We start from the raw sequence: 3,410 nt of genomic DNA, 5'->3' as shown, positions 1-3,410 counted from the left end.
ACGTATCGCTGGCGCTGGCCTGCGCGCTGGGTGAGCTCTGCGAACGCCATGGCGAGGWTGCGGAGTTCGAACTGCTGTTCGCGCAGGTCGCAACGGTTGAGAAGCGGCCCGATGCCTCACCCTTCTGGCGCGGCCATTGGGCCATCGTCGCGGCCTGGCATCTGTACGCCTTCGCCAAGGTCGACGAAGCGCGCGAGCGGCTGGTGCTGGCGCAGCAACTGGCAGCCGAACACTATCTACCGGGGTTGGCCGCCGTCGCGGCACTGCAGCGCGCACGCCTGGTGGAGTGCAGCAGCGACCCCACGGCGGCGCTGGCGCTGGCAGCCCAGGCCGCCGCCGCGGGCGATGCAGCCAGCACGCCGCTGTGGTGGGCCGACCAGGCCGATGTGCGCTGCCGCGTGGCCCTGCTTGAGGGCGACTTCCATGCGGCCCTGGGCCACGCGAGGCGTGCCCTGGGCCATTTGCAGATGAGTGGCGCCTGGCCCGGCTACCAGGTCACCTACCTCGTGCAGGAGGGCTATGCACTGATTGGCTGCGGCAATGCCGAGGATGCTGCAGCGCGCTTTCAAGGCTTGGGCGAGATGCAGCTGCCACGCTACCTGGCGGCGCGCCTGCGCTGCCTGGCAGACCTGACCGCACTGATCGCCATCGGCCAGCGCAATGGCTGGGGCGCCCTGCCAAACGCACCCCTGGCCCGCGCCATGCGCACGCTGCGCGAACTGGAGTGGCCCGGCGTGCTGCCGCTGCTGCCGCTGCATATCGGCGAGATCTTCTGCCAGGCCCTGGTTCAGGGCGCCGAGACGGACTGGGTGCGCTCGGCCATCCGCACGCGCCGGCTCGCCGCGCCGGCCGGGGCGCCCGAGGCCTGGCCCTGGTCGGTGAAGGTCCACGCCCTGGGTGGCTTTGAAATGTGCAACGACGCCGGCGCCGTGCGTTCAGCGGAAGGGCGCAAGGCCGCCAGCAAGCCGCTCGAACTGCTGCGCTATCTGGCTTGCCGCGGCACCGAGGCCGCCTCAACCGAGGCCGTGGCCCGCGAGCTGTGGCCCGGTGACGGCCGTGAGGGGCGGCAAAAGGCCTTCGAGGTCACCGTCGCGAGGCTGCGCCGCCTGCTGGCCCACGACGCCGCCTTGCTGGTGCAGGACCATGGCGTGCGCCTGAACGCGGACTGCGTCTGGGTCGACGTGCAGGCCCTGAACGACCGCCTGACTGAGCACGAGCACTCACCTGCTGGCAGCTCTGCCGCCGCCGGGGCCCTGGACGCCGCCCTCAAGCTCTACCGTGGCCCCTGCCTGACGCTCAGCGAGCAGACTTGGGCGCTGGCTGCGGCCGAGCGCTGGCGGGCCCGCCTCGCCGCGGCGCTGCTGCGTGAGGCACGCGACGCAAGCGTCGACGCCACGCAAGCGCGGGAATGGACGCTGCGCGCTGTGTCCGCCGACCCCGGCATCTCAAGCCATGTGGCTGCGCCAGCGACCCATCACTTGTAGAACGCAGCGATCTGGGGGATGAATCTCTCCGGATTGCCGCCGACCAGATTCGTCAAGACGACGACGGCCAAGCCCTCGTCCGGATAAACGATGAAGGCCGCGCGGTTGCCGCCGATGCCGGCGACCTGCCTTTTCGGGCTTGAGGCGAGCACAGGCCAGCCGGCCGCCCAGCTGCCTTCGGCACCACTGCTCAGCTTCTCGGGTGTCCACATGCGCTGCGCGCTGGCCGCGCTGATGAACCGGCCACTGGACAGCGCGACGATCCAGTTCGCCAGCTCGGTGGCCGTCGTCTGGATGCCGCCTCCCGCATGGAGGCTGTAGGGCATGTCGTAGACCCAGTGAGACAGGCGATCGGCATCGTCCGGCGCGAGCGTTCTGCGGGGAAAGTGGCTGTAGATCGTTACAGCGTTCGCGACGAGGTCATAGCTGTCGCCGAACGTCGTCAGCGGCATGTCGGCCAGCGCGAACTGCCGCTCTTTCATGTAGCGCTCGTAGGGCATCTTGGCCTGCTTGACGATGATCTGAGCCAGCAGGCCGTAGTTGGTCTGGTTGTAGGAAAACTTCTCACCGGGCGGCGCTTCCATGGGTTGCTGCTTGACCGCCTTCCACATGGCCGCTTCAGTGCTGCCAGTGACGGGGCCGGGTTGATCGACGATGTCGGGCAGCCCCGACGTGTGTGCCAGCAACTGCCGCACGCGGATGGGCTGCCAAGCGCTCGGCAGGTCGTCGAGATAGCGGGATACGGGCGCCTCAAGATCCACGAGGCCGGCCTCGGCCAACTGCATCAACGCAACGCCTGTGAGCGGCTTGGTGCCGGAATTGAGCGGGAACAATGTCTTGGCCGTTGCGGGCACACGGTTTTCGACGTTGGCCCAGCCATAGCTTTCGGACAGCACGATCCGGCCATCCTTGACGACCGCAACCTGCAGCCCCGGTATGCGCCGTTCCTTCATCGTCTGTTGAATCAGGCGGCGCGTCTGATCGTTCGAGGATTCGATGGCATCAGCGGCGCGACCGAGGCCAGGCAGTGCCAAAAGCAATGCCGCCGTCAGGATGACGAGGGTCTCTCTTCCAAATTTCATAGGCTGTTCAGGACGGAGCGATGGTGAGTTGAGGTGCCGAACCTTGGGCAACCGCTCATCGTGAGGCAGCTTCCACGCGATGACATAAGTCAGAGAAGCTGGCGGTCGGCGCCTGACCCAACATCACACTGCGCCAGCAACCACTGCTCGAAGGCCTTGACCGCCGGGCGTGACTTGGCCGCCGGGTCGACGATGAGGCGATAGGCCCGCGCCGACGCGATGCCGGCGTCAAACGGCGTGACGAGCTGGCCGCTGGCCAGCAGCGCGTCCACCAGCGGCCGCCGGCCCAGCGCCACGCCCTGCCCCGCAATGGCGGCGGCGATGGCTTCGGAATAGCTCGAGAAGCTCAAGCGCGCCGCCGGCCGCAGATCGACCAGGCCCCAGGCACTCAGCCAGGGCTCCCATTCGGCCGGCATGCCGGCGCTGTCGCCGTCCATGGCCAGGTGCAGCAGCGTGTGCCGGGCCAGGTCGGGCGGCTCGCGCAGCGCCAGGCCCAGTTCGCCCACCAGCCGTGGGCTGCAGACCGGCACCATCGATTCGGCGAACAGCTGTTGGCCCTGAGCCGCGCCGACCGGGCWGTAGCGGATGGCGAGGTCAAAGCCCTCGCTGGCCAGGTTGCGGTTGCCCAGGCCGGCATCCAGGCGCACGTCGATGCCCGGGTGGGCACGGGTGAAGCCGGTCAGGCGCGGGATCAACCACAGCGACGCGAAGCCCGGCGTCGTCGTCAACGCCAGCATCTGGCGCTGGTGCGGCTCACGCACCGCACGCACGGCCACACGCAAGGTGTTCAAGGCCGTCGAGCAGGCGGCGTGCAGGCGCTGGCCATCCTCGGTCAGCGCCAGCG

General features: G+C 68.8%; 3 protein-coding genes. 1 reads left to right on the top strand and 2 read right to left on the bottom strand.

Translation table 11 applies throughout. From position 1 onward, the window contains the following. Window positions 1-1,484 (top strand): AfsR/SARP family transcriptional regulator (locus tag ACXJKR_RS27665; protein WP_457325555.1); only part of this gene is annotated, 1,484 nt, incomplete at its 5' end. On the opposite strand, the gene ACXJKR_RS27660 is transcribed toward ACXJKR_RS27665, so the two are convergent. Together ACXJKR_RS27660 and ACXJKR_RS27655 are read right to left on the bottom strand one after the other, a co-directional pair. Beyond that, entirely contained in the window at window positions 1,475-2,617 is a 1,143-nt protein-coding gene (locus tag ACXJKR_RS27660) for a serine hydrolase domain-containing protein (RefSeq protein WP_457325554.1), read from the bottom strand. The two genes, ACXJKR_RS27665 and ACXJKR_RS27660, sit on opposite strands and share 10 nt — an antisense overlap. 38 nt (window positions 2,618-2,655) lie before the next feature. Next, window positions 2,656-3,410 (bottom strand): LysR substrate-binding domain-containing protein (locus tag ACXJKR_RS27655; protein WP_457325553.1); only part of this gene is annotated, 755 nt, incomplete at its 5' end.

It is taken from the genome of Roseateles sp. P5_E11, from assembly GCF_054049355.1.
Note: the sequence above shows the minus strand (reverse complement) of the source record. Positions and strands in the feature narration are given on the sequence as shown.